The sequence below is a fragment of the Parasphingorhabdus sp. genome (assembly GCF_048267785.1).
Taxonomy (GTDB): Bacteria; Pseudomonadota; Alphaproteobacteria; order Sphingomonadales; family Sphingomonadaceae; genus Parasphingorhabdus.
Map to the genome: position 1 here is coordinate 23,642 of NZ_JBLWWU010000009.1, position 17,624 is coordinate 41,265.

Genomic DNA, 17,624 nt, shown 5'->3' on the forward strand with positions numbered 1-17,624 from the left:
CTCTATGAATATGCCCTTGATGCCTGCCGTATCTTCGCTCACCGACGCGCTTGCGCGGGCCAGAGAAAATGCGCCCTATCTTGGCATGGCGATGCAGGTGCTGCCGGAACTGACGGATTTGCTGGCTGCCGAAAATCTCGAGGCGGCGCTGGAATATGTGCGCAGCGCCGGAGCCGGTGCCGAAAATGTCCGGCAAAAATTGCGCCGCGAGAAACGGGCTCTCGCGCTTACCCTGGCGATTGGTGATCTGGCCGGGCAACTGTCGCTTACCGATGTGATTACCCAATTGTCGGATTTCGCCGACCGGGCGCTGGATGAGGCGCTCGCTGATATATATGCGAGCCGCTATCCCGACGCGCCGCTGGAAGGTTTTTCGATCATCGGGCTGGGCAAGCATGGCAGCCGCGAACTCAACTATTCGTCGGATATCGATCCGATCTTCATCTATGATCCGGACAAAATCCCGGTGCGCGGCCGGGAAGATCCCAGCGACGCGGCGCGGCGGATCGGCCAGCAGCTGGTCGAGGCGCTCAACGCCCGCGATGCCGATGGCTATGTCTTCCGGGTCGACATGCGGCTGCGACCGTCGCCGGAAGTCAGTCCGGTGGCGCTGCCGGTCGAAGCGGCGATCAGCTATTATGAATCGAGCGCGCTGGCGTGGGAGCAGGCGGCCTATATCCGCTCTCGGGCCGCCGCCGGTGACCCCGGGTTGGGCCAATATTTTCTCGAAACGATCAATCCGTTCATCTGGCGGCGGTCGCTGGACTATGGAGCGATCAAGAATATCGGCTCGGTCACGGCGCAGATCCGCGACCATTATGCGGCGGGCCAGAAATTCGGTCCCGGCTTTGACCTGAAACGCGGTCGGGGCGGGATCAGGGAAACCGAATTTTACGCCCAGATGCATCAGCTGATTTTTGGCGGCCGGCAACCGGATTTGCGGGCGCCGGCGACGCGCGATGCGCTGGCGGCGCTGGCCAAGGCCGGCCGGATCGATGGCGAAAAAGCGCGGGTGCTGAGCGAGTCCTACGAACTTTACCGGATCATCGAACACCGGCTGCAGATGGTCAATGACCAGCAGACTCATAGCCTGCCCGATAACATGACGGACCTCGACCGGGTGGCACGGCTGCACGGTATGAAGGATGGCCAGCAGTTGCTCGGTCTGCTCGAGCCGCATGTGGACGCGGTCGGCCATATCTATGATGACCTGATCGAGCCGGAGGATGACCGGCGACTGCCAGCGGATGAGGAGAAGCTGGCGGCGGTGATAGCCGGGAAAAACCTGCTGGAAGGGGACAGCTTTCTGCAGGCGATCAAGCGCTGGCGGAGCGGCAAGGTGACGGCCCTGCGGTCAAACGCAGCGCAGGAGTCTTTTGAAGCGATCCTGCCTGATCTGGTCGATGCGATTGCGACTGCGCCTAATTCGACCAAGGCACTGGCACGACTCGACAGCCTGATCGAAAAGTTGCCGACCGCGATCAACTTCTTCCGGATACTGGAAGCGCGGCCCGCTCTGCTCGACCTGCTCGGCAAGATTCTCAGCCATGCCCCGGTACTCGCCGATGCACTGGCCCGGAGAGCAGAGTTATTCGACGGGCTGATCGATGCCACGGCGCTGGACCTGCCGCCGTCGGTAGAGGCGCTTGCGGAACAATTCGGCCGGATGGAGCCCGGCGACGATTATCAGATATTGCTCGACCGGGTGCGCGCCCGGGTCGGTGAGAAACGCTTCGCGCTCGGGGTCCAGCTGATCGAGGGTCGACATGATGCGCTGGATATATCGGCGGGCTATGCCCGGGTGGCCGAAGCCGCGATCGAGGTGCTGACCGATGCGACCATCACGGAATTTGAAGAGACGCACGGAAAAGTTCCTGGCTGCGCGCTGTCGATTCTGGCGCTGGGCCGGTTGGGCGGGGAAGCCCTGACCCACGCGTCGGATCTTGATCTGATTTTTCTGTTCAGCGGTGATCATAGTGCCGAGTCCGACGGCAAGCGATCATTGGGCGCGACCCAATATTATAACCGGCTGACGGCCCGGATCGTGACAGCGCTTTCGGTGCCCACCGCCGCCGGTCCACTTTACGAGGTGGATACAAGATTGCGGCCTTCGGGAACGCAGGGGCCGCTGGCGGTGACGCTGGAGAGTTTTTACAAATATCAGCGGGAAAGCGCCTGGACCTGGGAACATATGGCCCTGACCCGGGCGCGCCCGGTTTACGGCGATTCAGTGGGCCGCGCCGAACTGGAACAGGAGATTCGCGGAATCCTGCGCAAGGACCGGGAGCCGGAAGAATTGCGCAAGGCGGTACGGAAGATGCGGCTGGATATTGTCGAACATAAGCCGCCGAAAGGACCGCTGGACACCAAGATGATGGAAGGCGGGCTGGTCGACTGGGAATTTATCATCCATTTCCTGCAGTTGAAAACCGGCGAGGCGCTCTATCCGCAACTGGGCAGAGCCGCCCGGGCATTGGTAGACGCAGGTCATCTGGGTGAGGATATGGTGACCGCTCACGAACTGATGGCCCGCTTGCTGGTGGCTTTGCGGCTGATGTCTCCGGATTGTGACTTTCCACCGGTAACCAGCCGCGCATTGATTGCCAAAGCGGCGGGACAAGAAAGCTGGGATGCTCTCCTGGATGGCTATGACCGGGCGAGACAATGCGTTATTGACGCGTGGAACAGGCACTTGCGGCCAGATCCCGACGAAATATTAGGAGATATAATATGATTGATGTGGGCGATAAAATTCCGGACATGGAATTGGTGGCACCGGATGGCAGTCCGGTGAAAATTTCCGATTATGCCGGCAAGAAACTGGTGCTGTTCTTCTATCCGAAGGCAAGCACACCGGGGTGCACGACCGAATCGAAAGATTTCTCTGCGCTCTTGCCGCAATTTCAAAAAGCCGGAGCCGCTGTGCTGGGCGTATCTGCCGATTCTCCGAAAAGACAGCAGAATTTCATCAACAAGCAGGAACTGACCGTCGATATTGCGTCGGACGAAAGCACTGCCTTTCTCGAGAAAATCGGGGTCTGGGCGGAAAAGAAAATGTACGGCAAGACCTTTATGGGGATCATCCGTTCGACATTTCTGATCGGACCAGACGGGATCGTCCTCCAGGCTTGGCCGAAAGTGAAGGTCAAAGGCCACGCGGAAGAGGTTCTGGCTGCGGTGCAGGCGGCATAGACCCGCCGGAATGACCGAACAGATGACTGTCGGCGCAGCGGTTTTGCGCGTCCTGCAAACCGCCGACCCCGTCGCCAAGGTAATGGCAGCGCGCCATGCTGCCCGCGAATGGCGCCTGGGGCGGCTGGTCTATGATTTTTCCGAGACCATGCCCGATCTGCCGGCAAGGCCCGAGCAACCGGTCCTGATGCGCCCGCGGGATATGCCGCGGCGGGGCAAGGGCACGTCGGTGCCGCGCAGGATCGCCCTGATTCATGCGCTGGCGCATATCGAATTTGTCGCGATTGATCTTGCATTCGACATGATCGGCCGCTTCGGATCGCAATTTCCCCGGGAATTTACCGACGACTGGATGCGGGTCGGCGCGGAAGAAGCAATGCATTTCATTCTGCTTGACCGGCGATTGCGGAATCAGGGCAGCTTTTACGGCGCACTGCCCGCCCACGACGGCCTTTGGGATACGGCCAGAGAAACGGCCCACGATGCTTGCGCGCGTCTCGCAATCGTTCCGATGGTGCTCGAAGCGCGGGGACTGGATGTCACCCTCGATACGGTCGAGCGGTTCAAAGAGCAGGGCGACGATAGAACGGCAAAAGTGCTGAGCCGAATTTATCAGGATGAAATTAACCATGTTTCCCGTGGTACGAAATGGTTTGAATTTGCCTGCAGAAGAATCAATCTGCCGCCACATGGTCATTGGAGGGAGCTTGTAAAAACCCACATAAAAGGTGGGCTAAAGCCTCCTTTCAACGACTCGGCGCGCCGGACAGCCGGTCTGACCCGCGAATATTATTATGGTATTGAATTGTTAACCAATATGAATTTACACCCGTAAACGCACAACGGGGGCGAAAGTTCCGCCAAAAAATTCAATGCCATGGATTTCATGGGTCGCAAATAAAGGTTCGATCACTGTTATGACCGAAAACATAGTAGTTTTGTTTAAGAAATCTGTGAGCAAGATCACAGCCATTGCTTTTCTTGGATCGGTAATGATTTTTTCCAGCGCTGCATCGGCTGAAGAGTCCGCTGACGCCAGCCTCCCCGTTGATGTTCTGAAAAGCCAGGCAGCGGAAAGTGCCCTTGGCGAAGCCGATCCGGCTTTCCGGATGATTTTCAACAAATGGGCCGGTCAGGGCAAGCAGGAAGCGGTCAAATTGACCATTCCTTCGCGCAAGCCGGTAAAAGACTTCACCCTGACCAGTTCCTATGGCGTACGTTCCGATCCTTTCAAGGGTCGTCGCGCGAACCACAAGGGTCTTGATATGGCGGGACCGATTGGCACACCGATTTATGCGACCGCCGACGGCATTGTTGGTCGCGCGCAATGGTTGGGCGGTTATGGCAAATATATCGAAATCAACCACGGCAACGGCATCCAGACCCGCTACGGTCATATGTCCCGGCTCAATGTCGAAGCGAATGCCCGCGTCAAGAGCGGCGATCTGATCGGCTTCATGGGTTCGACCGGCCGTTCCACCGGCAGCCACCTGCATTATGAAGTGCGGATTGAGGGCGAAGCGGTTAATCCCATTCCTTTCATGCAGTCCAATGATTTTCTGATCGCGCAGAAGCTGAATTCTGGCGTTGCATTGGGTGGCCCAGAAGAATAAGATGACTTTCTAATACCTTTGGGAGAGGGTGCATAAAGGAGCGGTTTGAGCTTAAGGCTTGCCGCTCCTTTTGATTCTCCCTATCTTGATATCATGAACCAGATGCTCGCCACCACCGAACAGGATATCATCCTGACCCCCAATGCCGCCAAACGCGTGGCTGCTATTGCTGAAAAGCAGGGAAAAGCAGCGATTCTAAGACTGGCCGTCGAAGGTGGTGGCTGTTCCGGTTTCCAATATCGGTTCGGCCTCGCCGATGGCATCGAAGAGGGTGATATCGCGGTCGAAGAGGCCGGTGTTACGCTGGTCGTCGACGAAATCAGCCTCGATCTGGTGCGCGGTAGCGCGGTCGACTTTGTCGAATCGCTCGGTGGCAGTGCTTTTCAGGTGACCAATCCCAATGCTGCTTCAGGCTGCGGCTGTGGCTCCAGTTTCTCCGTCTAAGTGAAAATAGCCAGCTACAATATCAACGGCATAAAGGCCCGCCTGCCGCGCTTGCTGGAATGGCTCGAAGAGACCCAGCCCGATGTCGCTTGCCTGCAGGAAATCAAGAGCCAGGACGAGGGTTTCCCGGCCGCTGAATTCGAGAAAATCGGCTATGGCGCGATCTGGCACGGTCAGAAAAGCTTCAATGGCGTTGCCATTTTGGCGCGCGATCAAGTGCCAGAGGAGGTCAAACGCGGCCTCGATGGCGAACCGGAAGACGATCATAGTCGCTATATCGAAGCCAATATCAGCGCTAAAGACGGTTCGAAAGTTCGCGTTTCCAGCATCTATCTGCCCAATGGTAACCCCCACCCGGGTCCGAAATTCGATTTCAAGCTGCGCTGGATGAAGCGGCTGCGCGAACGCGCTGCCGAAATCTGGGCCGAAGAAGTGCCCGCGGTGCTGGCCGGCGACTATAATGTCATCCCGCGGGACAATGACGTCTACTCGGTCAAGGCGATGCAGAATGATGCATTGATGCAGCCGGAAAGCCGCCAGGGCTACCGGCGCATATTGAATGACGGCTGGACCGATGCTCTGGGCGTCACCTATCCGGCGGGCAATATCTGGACCTATTGGGATTATCGCAGCGGCGGCTGGCAGCGCGACCAGGGTTTTCGGATTGATCATCTGCTGCTCAGCCCGCTGGCCGCAGATAGCCTTAAAAGTTGCGGCGTCGACAAGGAATATCGTGGCCGCGAAAAGGCGAGTGATCATACACCTGCGTGGGTGGATCTGGATATTTGATGCGATTGATATTGGCCGGACTGGCCGCATTGGCGGGTATCTATCTGGCAATATTATTGCTCGTTTTTGTCTTCCAGCGCCAATTTCTCTATTTCCCTGGCCAGTCGGTGCCGCCGCCATCCTATCTTGATCAGATGGGTATTGAATCCGTCGTTATCCGGTCTGGCGCGGACGGCGACCTGCGCTCGCTGTGGCGCAAACCAACAAAGCCCGATTCGCCTGTTATCCTGTTGTTCCACGGCAATGCAGGCTCCCATTTTGACCGTGTCCCTGTCTATCAGGCGCTGGCAGGTGACGGAGCGGCTGTGCTGGGGGTTGGCTATCCCGGATATGGCGGAAATACCGGGGCAGCCAATGAGATGGAACTGTTTCAGACTGCTCAGAAAAATTATGACTGGTTGATCCGGAAAGGCATAAAAGCAGAGCGGATCATCATCGTCGGCGAATCACTCGGCAGCGGTGTCGCAGCCAATCTTGCCTCGCATGTTGATGCGGCCGGACTGATAATGGTCGCGGCCTATAGCGGAATGGATGACATGGCTCAGCGACAGTTTCCTTTTTTTCCTGCCCGGTGGCTGGTAAAGGACCGCTATCGGTCGATTGAGCGTATCGATCGTATCAACATGCCGCTGATCTGGATCCACGGTACCAAGGACGAACTGATACCCTTTGCAATGGGCCAGAGGTTGTTCGATGCCGCGAAAAATCCCAAAACCGCATTTCCGATCAAAGATGCCGGCCATAATGACCTGTGGGACAAGGGTATCGGCAAGATTATTCGCGATGTCGCGATCAAGCTCGTGTCGGGAGTGGCCGCCAAGAAACCGGTGTCCTAGATTGTCTTGTCGTAAATCAGATATTCCCGGTTGATTTCAGCGCCAATCGCGTCGGCAATCGCAATCATTCCCTGATTATCATCCAATATCCAGCCGATTTCGGCATAGCGGGTGCCGAAATTGGCCACCGCGTCGCGGCGGATATATTCGATCATCATGAAGGCCATCTGGCTGGCCAGGCGGCTGTTGTGCAGTTCCTTTTTTACACCCATCAGCGGAACCCGCATAGATTGTGCCTTGGGGAATTTGAGCCACCAGAGCAGCTTGGCCCAGCCAAACGGCCAAAGCGAACCTTTCAGGTCCCGGATTACCTCGTTCATATCGGGGAGGGTCATCATGAAAGCAACCGGTTCGCCATCGAGTTCCGCGATTCGGATCAGGTCTTCGTGGACAATCGGTTTCAGGCTTTCGCCGGCGTGGGAAATTTCGTGGTCGGTCATCGGGACAAAGCCCCAGTTGCCCGACCATGCGTCGTTCAAAAGGCCCATGATGATCGCGGCATCGCGGTCGAAATGCTTCTTATCCACTTTCCGGATCTTGAGCAGTTCGTTGCGCTCTCCCGAAGCAACAATGCGGTTTATCAGCTTCGGAAACCCGTCTGTTACCGGAAGATCATAGGATATAATACGTTTTGCGACGGCATAGCCGAGATTTTCGATCCAGCCCTGATAGTCCGCATTATGGTGGCCCATCATGATCATCGGACTATGGTCATGCCCGTGAGTCAACAAGCCGGGCTCTTCCCAGACGGACATGCTGATCGGGGCAAGAACGCGGGTCATGCCCTGATCTTTCAGCCAGTCCTCGGCAGCGCGGATCAGCGCGTGCATCACCGCTTCATCGGCAGCTTCCATCAGGCCCCAATTGCCGGTTCCCGGCCCCATGCCCTGTTCCGCCGGCTGTTCCAGCGCCAGTTCATCAATATGGGCGCTAATCCGTCCGACCACTTTGCCCTCGCGTAGGGCGAGAAAGAACTGCACTCTGGCATGTTCGAAGAACGGATTTTTTCCCGGTGTGATTAATTTGGTGAATTCGGACCTTAGCGGCGGCACCCAATGCGGGTCATAGGCATTGAGCTGATAGGCGATCTCAACGAACTGCTTGGTCTGGCCCTTGGTAGTGACAGGTTGAATCATTATATCCTGACTGGCTACCATCGTTTTCCTTCCATATTTCTGGTGGCTGTGGCGTTAATCGCGGCGCAATGTCAAGGGCATGGGAACCATAGCGGTCTTGTCCTCGCCATTATATCGCCACGATATGTTGCTTTATGCCATTCCACACAACAATGATGCAGGTATGTATGAGTTCGACAATCAGCTCTTCGAAAAATGCGCCAAAGGCAGTGGCGGAACCGCGCCCGGCTTCGGCGACTGTCCCCGTTGCCGAAGATAATGACCTGATCCGCGCAGCGGCCAAGGTCACACGTGATCTCAACGCGCCCCGGCCTGCAGTATATTGGGCAGATTTTCTGACGTCTCTGGGGGTCGGCTATGGATCTCTGGCCGGCGCGATATTCAGTCATTCCCCATGGCTCGTTCTTCTTTTCGGCTTGATCGCCATCCTGGCCTTGTACCGGGCGGGCAGTTTTATCCACGAACTGACTCATGTGCGCCGCAACACGCTGCCTGGCTTTCATTTTGCCTGGAATGCATTGTTCGGGGTCCCGATGCTCATCCCCTCCTTCATGTATGAAGGCATTCACAGCATCCATCACCGGACCAAAAAATATGGCACGATAGAGGATCCAGAATATTTGCCGCTGGCGTTGATGAAACCCTGGTCGGTGCCGCTGTTTGTGGTTGTCGCCGCACTGGCACCAGTTGCGCTGCTGTTCCGCTATGCCATATTGGCGCCGCTTTCCGCGATCATTCCTCCGCTGCGGACGCTGGTGGTTGAGCGCTATTCCGGTTTGATCATCAACCCGGATTTTCGCCGCAAACCGCCCGAAGGCGACCTGAAACGCCGCTGGCTGGCTTGCGAGATCGGTGCATCGATCTGGGCTATTGCCCTGCTGGCCATGGTTGCAACGGAGGTCATTCCGATGCGGGCCTTTTTGATCTTTCTTGCTGTGATGTCCGGTAGCGTAGTGCTCAACCAGATTCGGACACTGGTGGCGCATCTGTGGGAGAACGACGGCCATGAGATGAGCGTCACCGCGCAATATCTTGACAGTGTCAACGTGCCACCGCCAGGGACTTTGCCAGCCTTATGGGCGCCAGTGGGGTTGCGCTATCATGCATTGCATCATCTGCTGCCGGGCGTTCCCTATCATAATCTGGGCGAGGCGCATCGTCGTCTGGCAGCGGAATTGCCCAGCGGTTCCAATTTTTACCGGGCGGATCACAACAGTCTCTGGGCTTTGATCATGGGACTGGTGCGTGGCAGCGCCGGGAGAAATTGAATCCGCTATTCCTCGGTACGGATCAGCACCGTTTCGCCGATAAGGAAAAACAGGAGAAAGGGCGCCCATGCTGCCAATAAGGATGGGTAGGCACCAATATTACCCATTGCGAGCGCGAAATTGTCAGCGACGAAATAGGCAAAGCCAAGCGCCATACCAATTACGGCCCTGACGAACAGCTGCCCCGACCGGGCCAGGCCAAACGCAGCGACTGCGCCCAATAGCGGCATTAGAATCGAGGACATCGGTCCGGATATCTTGTGCCACCAGCCTGCCTTGAGGCTCATCGTCGGGCGGCCGGCGCGCTCCAGCTCGCCAATGGCGGTACGCAGGGCAAAAATTGACAGGCTGTCGGCGCTGACATTGGTCAGGGTGAATTGATCAGGTCGAATGGCATCACCGACCATCAACTCGCTTTTCTTTTCTTCGGTGCCGGTACTGACATCGAACTGGGTGACGCCGGTGAGCAACCAGCCCGAGCCGGTGAACTGCCCCGCATCGGCTTGCAGCAGATTTTTAAGACCATTCTCGGATCGGTCGTAAACGGTGATGTCCTGCAATATGACCTGTTCGCCACGGCCGGTCACGGTGCGCGCATTGATCAGGTTATTGCCATCTTTGACCCAGACATTTGTGCGTATGTTGCTCTCCGCCGGGATCGGCCCGAACTCCACTTTTTCCCATTGACTCAACCGGGCCGTCGCGGGGGCCACAATTGTTTCGTTAAACAGAAAGGACAGCAGCGCTATGCCCATGCTCGCGACAATCAGCGGTGCGAGGATCTGGTGCGCGGACAGGCCTGCCGCCTTCATCGAAACGACTTCGCTATTCTGGTTCAGAGTAGCCAGCGTGATAATCGTGCCCAACAGCACTGAAAAAGGCAGAAAACGGGCGATGAGTTGCGGGGCCCGCAGGGAAACATAGGTCCAGAGTTCCGCTTCCCCGTTGCCTTCATAAGCGAGGATTTTGCCGCTTTCGCCGAGCAGATCTAACGCCTGCAACACCAGCACGAGCAGGGCAAGAACCGCCAGAGTGCGGATGATGAACATTTTTGCCATGTAAATGGCGAGCGTCCGGGAAGGGAAAAAATCCATGTCCGGCTATTCCTTCATTAGCGCACGTTTGCGATTGAAGTTGAGCAGCCCCTTGAAGACGCCGCCAAACTTGGAAAATGCTTTTTCCAGAGCCCCGATCGGCTGGCCGCCTGGAACATGGGCTGCAACATGGTACATCCACATGATCAGCCCGGCGAACAGGCAGAACGGCAGCCACAAGGCAATGATGGGATCGACCAGACCCAAAGACCCGATATCCTCACCATATTCGTTGACCTTGTGATAGGTCACGATCATCACGATCGACAGGAATACGCCAAGCGCAGAGCTTGATCGTTTCGGCGGAACGGCCAGCGCAACTGCCAACAATGGCAACAGTAACATCATCACCACCTCGACCATGCGGAAATGGAAATTTGCGCGGCTTTCGTTGCGTTCGGTTAGCGGTCGTTTTTCATCCAGCCCGACCCGCACGAGTTCCGGTATCGTATATTCCAGATCCTTGCCGCCCCGCGAACGGAATGATTCAATGTCGGGCAAATCGATCGGCAAATCATGGTTGCTGAAGCTCAATATCCGTGGCTTTTCGTAATTGGGAGCATCATGGACAAGCACGCCATTGGTCAGGCGCAAGATGATTGTATCGGGGTCATCGGTCGCCAGAAATTGGCCCGTCTCCGCAGTAACCGACACGGTCTGTTCTTTCTTGTTTTCGGCGCGGACGAAAATTCCGCTTAATTTGGTGCCATTGTCGCGGCTTTCTTCGATTCGCAGCGTCATTCTGTTACCCAGATTGTTAAATTCCCCTACCTTGATTGAGGCACCAAGCGCACCCGACCGCAATTCGAATCGCAATTCCTCATAATAATAGCGGGACAGGGGTTGAATGAATCCGACCAATCCGAGATTGACCAGCATCAACGCGACGGTGAACATATAAGGGACTCTGAGCAGCCGGCCATAGCCTTGACCAACGGCTCTCAGAACATCGAGTTCGGAACTTAGCGCAAGTTGCCGGAAAGCCAGCAATATACCCAGCAGCAAGCCGATCGGGATGCCCAGTGACAGATATTCCGGGATCAGGTTGGCCAGCATCCGCCACACCACACTGACGGGGCCGCCTTCTGCGGCAACAAAATCAAACAGGCGCAGCATTTTCTCCAGCACCAGCAGCATGGCTGCAATGACCAATGTGCTGAACAGTGGCACTGCGATCAATTTCGCCAGATAGCGATCGGTAGAAGTCAGCAGTTTCAACTTGTTGTCGCCCTCTCACCATGTTTTCGCCGCAAATCAAATCCATAGCCATGGGCAGATCGGGGGCTGATTCTCGTCCGAGCCGGAGTAATGGCGCGGGTATAACGACTAGGAGTTATTACGTCATGTTGAAATTTGCGGCGTTTATCGCATTATCGACTACAGTTTTGCTATCTCCCGCTCCGGCATTCGCTCGTGGCCAGGTGGTTCCCAATGATCTTGGCAAATGTAAGGAGGGCGCTGGTCCTGCCGTTCTCGTCAATGTCAGCGGAGTCAAGGAATCACAAGGGACAATGCGCGTTCAAACCTATCCGGGAACTGCTTCGGCATGGCTGCAAAAAGGGGCATGGCTCAATCGCGTCGAGGCTCCCGCCAAAGCCGGCAAGATGCAGTTTTGTCTGCCGATAGCGTCCGCCGGAACGTATGCGGTTGCGATTCGGCACGATCTGAACGGCAATGGCAAGACCGATATTTTCGTTGATGGCGGCGGCATGTCGAACAATCCGAGCATCAACATCTTCAATCTCGGCAAGCCGAGTTACAAGAAAACGGCTTTCAACGTCGGCAACGAAGTCAAATCGATCAACATCAAGATGAAATACAGATGATGCAAATCTGTTCTCGGGGATAGGGCCCAATACATGGCAAATGTCGCACTTCTTTCCAATCCCAATTCTACGGGGAACCGGGCAATTCTGCCGGATGTCCGTTCATATTGCGTGAAGAACAGCGATGTCTTCCATTATGAAGTCGATCATGTCGATGAAATTGCCAAGGCTCTGGAAACCATTGCCCGGGTAAAACCGAAAGTTCTGGTCATCAATGGTGGTGACGGGACGGTGCAGGCGGCATTGACCGAATTATATCAAGGCGGCCATTTCGGCGACAACCCGCCACCGGTTGCGGTTCTGCCCAATGGCAAAACCAATTTGATCGCACTGGATCTCGGATCGGAAGGCAATCCGCTCAAGGCGCTCGAGCGGATTGTCGAAATGGCCAAACATGATTTGCACGAGCATCTGGTCGACCGCGAACTCATCGCGCTGTCCGACGGCAGCAAGGACAGCAAGGTCGTGCTCGGCATGTTCCTGGGCGGAGCAGGATTGTCCGAGTTCATTCTCTATTGCCGTCACAAGATTTATCCGCTCGGATTGCCCAATGCTGCGGCCCATGTGCTGACGGTTTTTGCCGCACTTGCATCCGTTCTGTTCGGCATAAAGGCTAAATTTCTGCCCAAGCGGTCGACACCGATCAAGATATCGCTGATCCGGGATGGCCAGTTTCAGGGCAATTTCGCGGTATTGATTGTTACGACGCTGGAACGGCTTTTGCTGATGAAGCGATCCCTGCGAAACAAGAATGCGATTGGCCGGATGCAGTTTCTTGCCATTGATCAGCAGGCAGGGGCCATTGTCCGGTTTCTGCTGTCCGTGATTTTTGGCCGACTGGGGAAAACCGTGCAGAAGGGCATTCATCTTGGACGTGGCGATATGATTCGCATCGAGGGCGATGGCAGCAACGTGTTGATGGACGGTGAACTGTTCAGCGCCCAGCCAGGTCATCCGATTGTATTGAAATCCACCAAACCAGTATCCTTCCTTCGGCTTGCCGCCTGAGTTAGGATGGCTCGCGTGAGCGAACTCAAATCCTTGATTGCAGAAGAACTCGCCCAGTCCGTGGATAGGCGGGTTGCAGCCTTTGCCGCTTCGATTGCCGAGCAATATGGCGAGGCGTCGCGCGTCGTGCTCTTTTATGGGTCCTGCCTGCGAACAACCGAACTCGACGGACAGATGCTCGATTTCTACCTGATCGTCTCAAGCTATGAAGCGGCCTATGGCAAGAGCTGGCTGGTGGCTGCGAACAAACGGCTGCCCCCCAATGTATTCCCGGCAGAGCATGATGGTCTGGTTGCCAAGGTCGCCGTGTTGAGCGAACAGGATTTTTACAAGCTGAACCGGATCACGGCCAGTGCGGTCAGCGTCTGGGCGCGATTTGCACAGCCGTCCCGGCTGGTCTGGCACGCGGATGAACAGGCCAGGTCCCAGGCGATTGAAGCGATTGAAGGCGCAGCGATAACCTTGTTCGACATGACCTTCCCGATGATGGATATTGGCAAGGAGCATGGAATCGCGGATCTCTGGAAACGCGGTTTTGAACTGACCTATGGCGCAGAATTGCGCGCCGAGCGTAAGGATCGCTCCGATTCTGTCGTCGATTCCGATCCTGAGCGCTATGCGCGATTTGGACCTGCCGTCATGGCGGCGATCACGGAACGGAACAAGGCTCAGGGCAAGAGTTTGAAGATCATCGCCTCTCGCAATGCCGTCGAAAAAAGATGGCGGCAATTGCGGCGCAATGGCAAACTTCTGACTCTCGCCAGACTGGCCAAGGCCTCGGCTACTTATGCTGGCGGCATCGATTATCTGGCATGGAAGATCAACCGTCATGCGGGGACTGAATATGTGATTAAGCCATGGCAACGGAACTGGCCGATCCTCGGCGCGTTGGTCATGTTGCCGCGTTTGATTCTGGGCGGCGCGATCAAATAATATCAACTTTCCAAGGAGAGCGATCATCGTACGCAGACTAGAGATAAATCCGGTCCATCTTGGTCTTGGGGCAACTGCAGAAGTTGAACCGGAAATGACCGGTGAGCCCGACTGGTATGCAGGCTATGGCGCACGCCATGGCAAGGATGGCGCAGAGGGCAGGCTGGTCTCCATGTATAGCTTCACCGAAAACTGGAATGTCTGGGAAATGCATCCGAATGGCGCGGAGGTGGTCTTGTGCACTGCCGGTGAAATTACATTGATTCAGGAAATGGCTGACGGCTTACAGCGGCGTAGCACATTGTCATCCGGCGAATATGCCGTGAACGCACCAGGTGTCTGGCATACGGCGGACATAGAGGTTTCTGCAACGGTAGTATTCATAACCGCCGGTGAAGGTACGGAGCATCGTGACCGGTAGGATGCTTTTGTCATTTCCAAACAGGTTCAGAATGATGAGATGTCAGCGATCCTTGTAATCCGGCTTTCTTTTGGCGAAAAATGCCTTGGCTGCCTCGCGGCTGTCTTCGGTCATCGTGAGCATCACCTGTTGCCGGTCTTCGATCGCAAGCGCGGCCTCGAAACTTTGTGCATCGATATTGCGGTTCAGCGCATCCTTGGACAGGCGCAGACCCATTGGCGCGGTGTCGAGCATTTCCTCGGCAAGCGACAGGCCGGTTGAAAGCAGCTTGTCTTCATCCACCATTTCGCTGATCAGCCCATATTTCTCGGCCCGTTCGGCGTGGATGAAACGGCCGGTCAGGATCAGTTCTGACGCAATCGACGCGCCGACCATGCGCGGCAGGAAATAGCTCGATCCCATATCGCAGCCGCCCAGGCCGATCTTGATATAGGCGGCGTTCATTTTCAACGATGGCGCGCCAAAGCGGACATCGCTGGCCAGCAAAAGAGAGAAGCCGCCACCACAGGCAGGGCCTTGTGCCAGAGCAATGATCGGTTGCGGACATTGACGCATTAGCTGCATCACTGTGGCGATCGAGCGCTGGGTATTCCATGCATGCTGGACCTGTCCTCGCGAGCCATCATTTTTCCAGCCGCCGATATCAAGGCCGGCACAAAAGGCGCGGCCTTCGGCCCGGAACAGGACGACACGGATATCGGAGCGTTTCTGCAGCCCGCGAAAATAATCCTGCAGCGCGAAGATCATCTCCTCGTTCATCGTGTTGAGCTTGTCGGGGCGATTGAGCGTCAATATCTCGATCGCTCCGCGTTGTTCGATGAGGATGGGGTTGGTCATCCTAGCTAAATCGCCCCAACCGCTTTGCCAGCCGCTTCAAACATGCCCAATATCTGGTCGACCTGCTCGCTTGTATGTTCTGCGCACAGTGAGCAGCGCAGCAAGGTCATATTCGCTGGCGTTGCCGGTGGCCGAGCCAGATTCACATATAGCCCTTCCGCGAGCAAAGCCTGCCACATCATCGCGCCTTTTTCGAGATCGGGCATGATAACCGCGATGATCGCGCTTTGGGCTTCGGGTGTGCCAAGGGTGAATCCCAGATCGCGCAAGCCCTGGTGCAGCTTCTTGCTATTCTCCCACAGATGCGCGCGCTTGTTGCCGCTGTGCATCAGCTTGCGGATCGAGGTGCTAGCCGTCGCCATCACGCTGGGCGGAAGCGAGGCGGTGAACACATAGGGACGGCAAACCAGCCGCAATATTTCGAATTTCGGGTGGTTGGAGACGCAAAAGCCGCCGACCGTGCCGACACTCTTGCTGAACGTGCCAATGATGAAATCAACGTCGTCGATCACGTCCTGCGCTTCGCATACGCCGCGGCCATTTTCGCCGATAAAGCCCATTGAATGCGCTTCGTCGACCAGTACCATGGCCCCGTTTTCCTTGCAGATGCGGACCATCTCCTTGAGCGGGGCGACATCGCCGAGCATCGAATAGACGCCTTCGAGCACGACCAGCTTGCCGGCGTCGGCGGGCAGGCGTTTGAGGCGCTTTTCCAGCGCTTCGACATCATTGTGGCGAAAGGCGACGATTTCGGCATTGCCCATTGCGCAGCCGTCATAGATCGACGCGTGGCTGTCGATATCGAGAATGACATAATCACCCTTGCCGGCGAGCGTTGAGATAATCCCCAGATTGGCCTGATAGCCGGTGGAAAAGACCATCGCGTGGTCCATGTCGTAAAATTCTTTCAGAGCCTCTTCGCAATCCCGATGGCCTGCATATGTGCCATTTAGAACCCGGCTGCCGGTTGTACCGGACCCAAATTCCCTGAGCGCCTGAATGCCCGCTTCACGCACGTCATCATCAAAGGTCATACCCATATAATTATAGGTGCCGAGGAGAATGGTTTCCTTGCCATTGCAGATGGCGACGGTGGGCGAGAGCACCTCCTCCATCACCAGCGAGAAGGGGTCCTTGACGCCGGTGGCCAGAAGCGTTTCACGCTCATGGATGAGCGGATCAAATTTACTGAGTAGATCGGTCATTTTTTACTTCCGTTAGTCCTGAGCCTGTCGAAGTACAAACCACCCGCTCGTGCGACCCTTCAGCAAACTCAGGGCGAACGGGTGTCTGGCTCTAGTTTTCCATCAACTTCGCAACGGCATCAGCAAGCTGGCCAACGCTTTCGATTTCGGCCTGCATGTTCATGGTGATGATGATGTCAAATTCGTCCTCGACCGCAGCCACAAAGTCCATGACCGTCAGGCTGTCCCATTCGAGATCACCCTGAAAGGTAGTGGTCGGCGCAAGTTCGACGCCCTTGTTGTTAAACGGCCCGATCAGTTCGCTGACCTTGGCCATGATTTCTTCGCGATTTGCCATAATATGCTTTCAAAATTGCTATTCTTGACCTTTGCCAAGACATGGGCACCATTGGCAAGCGAATAAGGCGGAAAAGCGGCGCAATGCGCGCCTTGTCTTGCCCGAGTACAAGCTTTCTGCCACTCTTCCGCCGTATCGTGTTTTATCATTTCGGAGAGTAGTTTATGGATGACGCCAGCAAATGGCCGGACGAGGTTGTTTACGCGCTTGGGACCACTCAACGGCACCATGTGCAATTGAGCGTTATGGCTGATAACAAGGCCAACATGTTGATCGGCGCGACCTTCGTTGTGTTCACCCTTGCTGTCGGTCAAAGCCAGTCCGGCAACATGTCCTTACCACTCCTCATCCTCGCCATCTCTGCATTCGCCTCTGCGGGTCTTGCCGCAATTGCGGTGATGCCTTCGGTAACGCCGTGGAAAGACAGTTCGCCAAATATGTTGTTTTTTGGCGGATTTTCTCAATTGAGCGAAGAGGATTTTGTCGATCGACTGTTGCAGCAAGAACTGCGCAGCCAGGAATCAACCTATCGTGCGATGTTGCGTGATATCTATCAAATGGGTCGGGTTCTTGAACGCAAGAAATACCGGTTTCTGGGCTGGGCCTACCGGGTTTTTCTGGCCGGACTAACGCTTACTTTTATCGCCTATGTCTACGAGCTGTTTACCGCGCCAATCATCTGAGA

19 protein-coding genes are annotated in these 17,624 nt (G+C 55.9%); 13 read left to right on the forward strand and 6 right to left on the reverse strand.

Annotated elements, in window-relative coordinates:
- The first annotated feature begins 4 nt into the window (after nucleotides 1-4).
- From ACN0VD_RS08975 to ACN0VD_RS09005, 7 genes are all read left to right on the forward strand, one after another.
- Nucleotides 5-2,734, forward strand: a complete 2,730-nt coding sequence (locus ACN0VD_RS08975; protein WP_417593604.1) for a bifunctional [glutamine synthetase] adenylyltransferase/[glutamine synthetase]-adenylyl-L-tyrosine phosphorylase — start codon at nucleotides 5-7, stop codon at nucleotides 2,732-2,734.
- Nucleotides 2,731-3,192 (forward strand): peroxiredoxin, encoded by a 462-nt coding sequence (locus ACN0VD_RS08980; protein WP_417593605.1) that lies wholly within the window; start codon nucleotides 2,731-2,733, stop codon nucleotides 3,190-3,192. Before ACN0VD_RS08975 ends, ACN0VD_RS08980 begins: the two co-directional genes overlap by 4 nt.
- A 10-nt stretch (nucleotides 3,193-3,202) precedes the next feature.
- The gene (locus ACN0VD_RS08985; RefSeq protein ID WP_417593606.1) at nucleotides 3,203-4,027 is read left to right on the forward strand and encodes a ferritin-like domain-containing protein; all 825 of its coding nucleotides are present in this window, start codon (nucleotides 3,203-3,205) and stop codon (nucleotides 4,025-4,027) included.
- Between the two features lie 118 nt (nucleotides 4,028-4,145).
- Nucleotides 4,146-4,805, forward strand: a complete 660-nt coding sequence (locus ACN0VD_RS08990; RefSeq protein ID WP_417593607.1) for a M23 family metallopeptidase — start codon at nucleotides 4,146-4,148, stop codon at nucleotides 4,803-4,805.
- Between the two features lie 102 nt (nucleotides 4,806-4,907).
- Complete coding sequence (gene erpA / locus ACN0VD_RS08995) at nucleotides 4,908-5,249, forward strand: iron-sulfur cluster insertion protein ErpA (RefSeq protein ID WP_417593710.1); 342 nt, start codon at nucleotides 4,908-4,910, stop codon at nucleotides 5,247-5,249.
- The gene (gene xth, locus ACN0VD_RS09000; protein ID WP_417593608.1) at nucleotides 5,250-6,038 is read left to right on the forward strand and encodes an exodeoxyribonuclease III; all 789 of its coding nucleotides are present in this window, start codon (nucleotides 5,250-5,252) and stop codon (nucleotides 6,036-6,038) included.
- Nucleotides 6,038-6,874 carry an alpha/beta hydrolase gene (locus tag ACN0VD_RS09005; RefSeq protein ID WP_417593609.1) on the forward strand — a complete coding sequence of 279 codons (837 nt, stop codon included), beginning with the start codon at nucleotides 6,038-6,040 and terminating at the stop codon, nucleotides 6,872-6,874. The genes xth and ACN0VD_RS09005 overlap by 1 nt, the downstream gene beginning before the upstream one ends.
- On the opposite strand, the gene ACN0VD_RS09010 is transcribed toward ACN0VD_RS09005, so the two are convergent.
- A complete protein-coding gene (locus ACN0VD_RS09010; RefSeq protein WP_417593610.1) occupies nucleotides 6,871-8,010 on the reverse strand; it encodes an N-acetyltransferase in 1,140 nt (379 codons plus the stop codon). The two genes, ACN0VD_RS09005 and ACN0VD_RS09010, sit on opposite strands and share 4 nt — an antisense overlap.
- Before the next feature lie 167 nt (nucleotides 8,011-8,177).
- Here ACN0VD_RS09010 and ACN0VD_RS09015 point away from each other — a divergent pair, with 167 nt between their 5' ends.
- Complete coding sequence (locus ACN0VD_RS09015; protein ID WP_417593611.1) at nucleotides 8,178-9,278, forward strand: fatty acid desaturase family protein; 1,101 nt, start codon at nucleotides 8,178-8,180, stop codon at nucleotides 9,276-9,278.
- 5 nt (nucleotides 9,279-9,283) lie between these two features.
- On the opposite strand, the gene lptG is transcribed toward ACN0VD_RS09015, so the two are convergent.
- Both lptG and lptF read right to left on the reverse strand, forming a co-directional pair.
- Entirely contained in the window at nucleotides 9,284-10,372 is a 1,089-nt protein-coding gene (gene lptG, locus ACN0VD_RS09020; protein ID WP_417593612.1) for an LPS export ABC transporter permease LptG, read from the reverse strand.
- A 6-nt stretch (nucleotides 10,373-10,378) separates the two neighbouring features.
- Complete coding sequence (lptF, locus tag ACN0VD_RS09025; RefSeq protein WP_417593711.1) at nucleotides 10,379-11,584, reverse strand: LPS export ABC transporter permease LptF; 1,206 nt, start codon at nucleotides 11,582-11,584, stop codon at nucleotides 10,379-10,381.
- A gap of 131 nt (nucleotides 11,585-11,715) precedes the next feature.
- Here lptF and ACN0VD_RS09030 point away from each other — a divergent pair, with 131 nt between their 5' ends.
- From ACN0VD_RS09030 to ACN0VD_RS09045, 4 genes are all read left to right on the forward strand, one after another.
- Entirely contained in the window at nucleotides 11,716-12,198 is a 483-nt protein-coding gene (locus tag ACN0VD_RS09030) for a DUF2141 domain-containing protein (protein ID WP_417593613.1), read from the forward strand.
- Between the two features lie 33 nt (nucleotides 12,199-12,231).
- Entirely contained in the window at nucleotides 12,232-13,206 is a 975-nt protein-coding gene (locus ACN0VD_RS09035; RefSeq protein WP_417593614.1) for a diacylglycerol/lipid kinase family protein, read from the forward strand.
- A 6-nt stretch (nucleotides 13,207-13,212) separates the two neighbouring features.
- Nucleotides 13,213-14,139: a hypothetical protein gene (locus tag ACN0VD_RS09040; protein WP_417593615.1), complete on the forward strand. Its 927-nt coding sequence runs from the start codon at nucleotides 13,213-13,215 to the stop codon at nucleotides 14,137-14,139.
- A gap of 94 nt (nucleotides 14,140-14,233) precedes the next feature.
- Nucleotides 14,234-14,560 carry a cupin gene (locus ACN0VD_RS09045; RefSeq protein WP_417593616.1) on the forward strand — a complete coding sequence of 109 codons (327 nt, stop codon included), beginning with the start codon at nucleotides 14,234-14,236 and terminating at the stop codon, nucleotides 14,558-14,560.
- Between the two features lie 42 nt (nucleotides 14,561-14,602).
- Here the strand turns inward: ACN0VD_RS09045 and ACN0VD_RS09050 are convergent, their stop codons facing one another.
- The 3 genes from ACN0VD_RS09050 to ACN0VD_RS09060 all read right to left on the reverse strand — a co-directional run bounded on the left by ACN0VD_RS09050 (nucleotide 14,603) and on the right by ACN0VD_RS09060 (nucleotide 16,939).
- Nucleotides 14,603-15,397, reverse strand: coding sequence for an enoyl-CoA hydratase/isomerase family protein (locus tag ACN0VD_RS09050; RefSeq protein ID WP_417593617.1), 795 nt, complete (start codon nucleotides 15,395-15,397; stop codon nucleotides 14,603-14,605).
- A gap of 5 nt (nucleotides 15,398-15,402) precedes the next feature.
- On the reverse strand, nucleotides 15,403-16,602 hold the full coding sequence (gene spt, locus ACN0VD_RS09055; RefSeq protein WP_417593618.1) for a serine palmitoyltransferase: 1,200 nt from the start codon (nucleotides 16,600-16,602) through the stop codon (nucleotides 15,403-15,405).
- A gap of 91 nt (nucleotides 16,603-16,693) precedes the next feature.
- Nucleotides 16,694-16,939, reverse strand: a complete 246-nt coding sequence (locus ACN0VD_RS09060) for an acyl carrier protein (protein WP_417593619.1) — start codon at nucleotides 16,937-16,939, stop codon at nucleotides 16,694-16,696.
- Nucleotides 16,940-17,103: 164 nt separating this feature from the next.
- Here ACN0VD_RS09060 and ACN0VD_RS09065 point away from each other — a divergent pair, with 164 nt between their 5' ends.
- Complete coding sequence (locus tag ACN0VD_RS09065) at nucleotides 17,104-17,622, forward strand: Pycsar system effector family protein (protein ID WP_417593620.1); 519 nt, start codon at nucleotides 17,104-17,106, stop codon at nucleotides 17,620-17,622.
- Nucleotides 17,623-17,624 lie beyond the last annotated feature (2 nt).

Bases quoted from the DNA above. Each gene is read 5' to 3' on its own strand.
- ACN0VD_RS09050 (WP_417593617.1), bottom strand. From the start codon at position 15,397: ATGACCAACCCCATCCTCATCGAACAACGCGGAGCGATCGAGATATTG.
- ACN0VD_RS09045 (WP_417593616.1), top strand. From the start codon at position 14,234: ATGACCGGTGAGCCCGACTGGTATGCAGGCTATGGCGCACGCCATGGC.
- ACN0VD_RS08985 (WP_417593606.1), top strand. From the start codon at position 3,203: ATGACCGAACAGATGACTGTCGGCGCAGCGGTTTTGCGCGTCCTGCAA.
- ACN0VD_RS09030 (WP_417593613.1), top strand. From the start codon at position 11,716: ATGTTGAAATTTGCGGCGTTTATCGCATTATCGACTACAGTTTTGCTA.
- ACN0VD_RS08980 (WP_417593605.1), top strand. From the start codon at position 2,731: ATGATTGATGTGGGCGATAAAATTCCGGACATGGAATTGGTGGCACCG.
- erpA (WP_417593710.1), top strand. From the start codon at position 4,908: ATGCTCGCCACCACCGAACAGGATATCATCCTGACCCCCAATGCCGCC.
- ACN0VD_RS09040 (WP_417593615.1), top strand. From the start codon at position 13,213: ATGGCTCGCGTGAGCGAACTCAAATCCTTGATTGCAGAAGAACTCGCC.
- ACN0VD_RS09060 (WP_417593619.1), bottom strand. From the start codon at position 16,939: ATGGCAAATCGCGAAGAAATCATGGCCAAGGTCAGCGAACTGATCGGG.
- ACN0VD_RS08975 (WP_417593604.1), top strand. From the start codon at position 5: ATGAATATGCCCTTGATGCCTGCCGTATCTTCGCTCACCGACGCGCTT.
- ACN0VD_RS09015 (WP_417593611.1), top strand. From the start codon at position 8,178: ATGAGTTCGACAATCAGCTCTTCGAAAAATGCGCCAAAGGCAGTGGCG.
- ACN0VD_RS09010 (WP_417593610.1), bottom strand. From the start codon at position 8,010: ATGATTCAACCTGTCACTACCAAGGGCCAGACCAAGCAGTTCGTTGAG.
- spt (WP_417593618.1), bottom strand. From the start codon at position 16,602: ATGACCGATCTACTCAGTAAATTTGATCCGCTCATCCATGAGCGTGAA.
- ACN0VD_RS09005 (WP_417593609.1), top strand. From the start codon at position 6,038: ATGCGATTGATATTGGCCGGACTGGCCGCATTGGCGGGTATCTATCTG.
- ACN0VD_RS09035 (WP_417593614.1), top strand. From the start codon at position 12,232: ATGGCAAATGTCGCACTTCTTTCCAATCCCAATTCTACGGGGAACCGG.
- lptG (WP_417593612.1), bottom strand. From the start codon at position 10,372: ATGGATTTTTTCCCTTCCCGGACGCTCGCCATTTACATGGCAAAAATG.
- ACN0VD_RS09065 (WP_417593620.1), top strand. From the start codon at position 17,104: ATGGATGACGCCAGCAAATGGCCGGACGAGGTTGTTTACGCGCTTGGG.